The organism is Aminobacter ciceronei (genome assembly GCF_014138625.1).
GTDB lineage: Bacteria > Pseudomonadota > Alphaproteobacteria > Rhizobiales > Rhizobiaceae > Aminobacter > Aminobacter ciceronei.
The window spans coordinates 1-3,403 of the sequence record NZ_JACJHY010000083.1 but is presented as its reverse complement, the minus strand read 5'-3'; the positions used below and the strand labels follow the sequence as shown (position 1 = coordinate 3,403).

General features: G+C 61.4%; 3 protein-coding genes. All 3 read right to left on the bottom strand.

The window, feature by feature from the left end; all coding sequences use genetic code 11:
• Positions 1–116: 116 nt before the first annotated feature.
• The 3 genes from HNQ95_RS33215 to HNQ95_RS33205 are packed head-to-tail and all read right to left on the bottom strand — an operon-like array spanning position 117 to position 3,276.
• Positions 117–1,118, bottom strand: a complete 1,002-nt coding sequence (locus HNQ95_RS33215) for a tyrosine-type recombinase/integrase (protein ID WP_182576243.1) — start codon at positions 1,116–1,118, stop codon at positions 117–119.
• The gene (locus HNQ95_RS33210; protein ID WP_182576244.1) at positions 1,115–2,038 is read right to left on the bottom strand and encodes a tyrosine-type recombinase/integrase; all 924 of its coding nucleotides are present in this window, start codon (positions 2,036–2,038) and stop codon (positions 1,115–1,117) included. Before HNQ95_RS33210 ends, HNQ95_RS33215 begins: the two co-directional genes overlap by 4 nt.
• Positions 2,035–3,276 (bottom strand): site-specific integrase, encoded by a 1,242-nt coding sequence (locus tag HNQ95_RS33205; RefSeq protein ID WP_182576245.1) that lies wholly within the window; start codon positions 3,274–3,276, stop codon positions 2,035–2,037. The genes HNQ95_RS33210 and HNQ95_RS33205 overlap by 4 nt, the downstream gene beginning before the upstream one ends.
• Between the last annotated feature and the right edge of the window lie 127 nt (positions 3,277–3,403).

Genomic DNA, 3,403 nt, shown 5'->3' with positions numbered 1-3,403 from the left:
GTTTATGCCGACCGTCGAACTATGCCGAGTGCCTCTTTGACCATGGCGGTTGGAGTGCGCTTCTCCCGCCGTTTTGGCCGGAGATCAGCCGTTGGCACTCGGCATATTTCTCATGCTCAAAGGGCGTTCAGGAATTCCAGAAGCCGGTCGTTTGGTCGAAATCGTTCGGCCTTTGCGCGGTCATATGGCTTCAGCTTGGCAAGTGCGGATTCCTTCAGTTCAAGATGTGCGTGAAGATAGGTCAGCGTTGTTTCCATCGTCTCATGGCCCAGCCACAGGGCGATGACCGAACAATCGACGCCCGCCTGCAGCAATTCCATCGCAGCGCTGTGGCGCAAGACATGGGGCGACACCCGCTTCGAGCGAAGGGGGACGCAGTGTTCGCGCGCTTTGGCGACATATTTGTTCAGCAGCGCCTGCACGCCGTCGGCGCTGAGCTTGCCGCCGTGCGTGTTCGGAAAGAGAGCCGTTGCGCTCCGCTTCCTGGGCTCGTTGAGCCAGCCCCGAAGGGCTTGCTGTGCAACCTTGGTGAGCGGCGTACTTCGCTCCTTGCGGCCCTTGCCAACGCATCGCACGTGGGCACCGTGCCCCAGCATCACCGAGTCACGGTCGAGATCGATGATCTCCGAGACCCGCAACCCCGTTTGCGCGGCCAGCAAGAGCAGAGTGTGATCACGCCGTCCCAGCCATGTGCTGCGATCCGGACAGGCCAGGATCGCTTCAATCTCGGGCCTGGTGAGAAACTGAAGCTGTCGCTTGTCGCATCGCTTGCTCGGGATCGCGAGCACGCGTTGAATCTGGGCGCTATGGGCCGGCTCCTCGAACGACGCATATCGGAAGAAAGACCGAATGGCCGTGAGGCGGAGATTACGGGTCCTCACTGAGGCGGATCGCTGTGTCTCGAGGTCCTCCAGGAATGCGCCGATGAAAGGCGCGTCCAAATCCCGCAGCGTCAACTGCGACGGAGACCTGCCAAGGCGTGTCTGCGCGAATGCAAACAGGAGCCGGAAGGTGTCGCGATAGGAGGCGATGGTGTTGGAGCTTACGCCTCGATGTCGCATGAGCCGATCGGTGAACCACCGCTCGATCAGCACGGCCAGATCGTTCGGGGCACTCATGAGCGAGCCTCCCACCGCTTATCCAGCAGTCGCGCGGCATGGGTCATTAGCTCCGGCGCGGCGGATAGATACCAGTAGGTGTCGCGAACATTGGCATGGCCGAGAAAGGTCGAGAGGACCGGCAGTTCCCGCTCGACTTCTTCGCCCGCACGATACCAGTTGATCAGGGTCTGGACGGCGAAACGGTGACGAAGATCGTGAATCCGCGGACCATTGCGCTGCCCCCGCTGCCGCAGACCGATCTGTCGCGACAGCTGCCAGAACACCCGGTGCACGTATTGGTGCAGCAATCTGCCGCCCTGCTCGGCGACAAAGAAATAGGGGCTACGAGGCGCGACGAGATGCGCGTCGCGTCGCGCGGCATAGTCCGACAGCACGGCGACCGTCGTGGCATGGAGCGGAACCAGCCGCGACTTGCCGAACTTCGTCTCCCGAATGGTGAGGATACCTTGGTCGAGATCGACGTGGTCCCGGCGCAGGTCGAGCGCTTCGGAATGGCGTAGCCCGGCCACCGCTATCAATCCGAACAGGCAATGATATGTCCAGCGACGCAGGGCGTTGGCCGGCGGCAGCGACAGTGCCGCCGCCAGAAGCGCCGTGATCTCAGCATCGGTATAGATGTAGGGCTTTGCCCGCCGCGCCGGCGACACAGCGTCTTGAGGTGGCACTTCCGTCAGGGGGTCGAAATGAGCGAGGTGCTGAGCGAAGCAGCGCACATCGGTCAGGCGGATGGACCAACTCGGTTGTCGGCCGATCAACGTCACCCACTTCATTGCCAGCGCAGTGGTGATGGTCTCGGCGCCGCGAGCCTCCATGAAGGTGACGAAATCCGACAACCGTCGGGCGGGCCCGTGGTACTTGTATCCCAACCCCTGGCGCATGCCTACATAGCGCTCGAGCGCTGTTCGAAGCCGGCTCATTCGGCACCTCCCGGCCACGGCAGGCTCAGTTCGCGCAGCTTCTCGATGTCGAGCTTGGCATAGATCCTTGTGCTGTCGATGCTCCGGTGGCGAAGCAATTGGCCGATCTCGGCAAAGCTGGCCCCCGACCGCAGCAGGTCGGTCGCAAGGCTATGGCGGAAGAGGTGGGCGCCGTGGTGCGCATAGCCGTGAATACCTGCCCGCTCGAGTGCCTGCTTCGCAATCATCGTGATGGCGCAGCCGGAGGCAAAGCCGACATGCGGAGCAAGCGTTCGCACAAACAGGCGGCGGCACGGTGAAGCTGGTCGCCCATGCCGGATGTAAGCGACGATAGCTGTGCCGACGTCGTGGCGTAGCGGCATCGTCGCTTGTCGCCGCCCCTTGCCATGGACAAGGATCTTGCCTGAGCGCCAGTCGATGTCATCAAGACTGAGGGCCGCAACCTCGCTGGCGCGCAAGCCGAGCTTGGCCAGGATCATCAGAACTGCATAGTCCCGATGCCCCATTGCCGTGGTCCGATCGCAGGCATCAAGAACCTGCTGGACCTTCTGTGGCGGCAGGAAGGTTGGCAGGCCCGCGAGCCGCCAGCGGCGGATGGACGGCACGCAATCGGCCAAGGCCACCGAAATGAAACCCTTCAGATGCAAGTAACGCAGGAAGGCGCGCACCACCCCGCACATCGCCTTGCCGCTGTCGGCGGAGCCATCGAGAGCATGTCGCTCGACATAACCGATGACGATCTCCGGGGTAAGCGCAGCAAACCCCTCTGCGCCAGCCGAGCAGACCTCCTGCAGAAATCGGTGTGAGAGCAGCTTATGGCTTTCCACCGTCGAGGCGGCGAGCCCTCTCTCATTTGTGAGATAAGCCGCGAACACATCAACAATCTGCTCGTGCTCCGTGCGCTCAATCGGAGGCACGGCTGGTATCAAACCTTCTTGCCGTAATGAAGAAAGCAAGCGCCGGAGCGCCGATCGGTCCCCCGAGTCGAGGCTCCAGTGTTTGGAACGGTGCTCAAGAAACCGGTCAACGTGAACTTCGCTTAAATCGTGGGGATCGTGCCCGTTGCCAACATGCCAGTCCATCAGCTCGCGAAACAGGCTCAGCGATCGCCAGGTGCATTGCCGACCAAAGCCTTCGTTCGACAATCTGGCCGCGTAAATGCGGGCGAACTCGCCATACGGCCCGTGGATCAGCTTTCGATAAAGTGTGCTGCGTTGCAGATAATCACTTTCGTTCATGTGTCCTCTCCTTCGCATCAATTGCGACGGAGAGAGCCTAGGCTATGCCGATCCTGCTACCGCTACGTTACTGAAAGCATTGGTAAAAACTTGCTCACTCGGCATAGTTCGACGGTCGGCATAAACC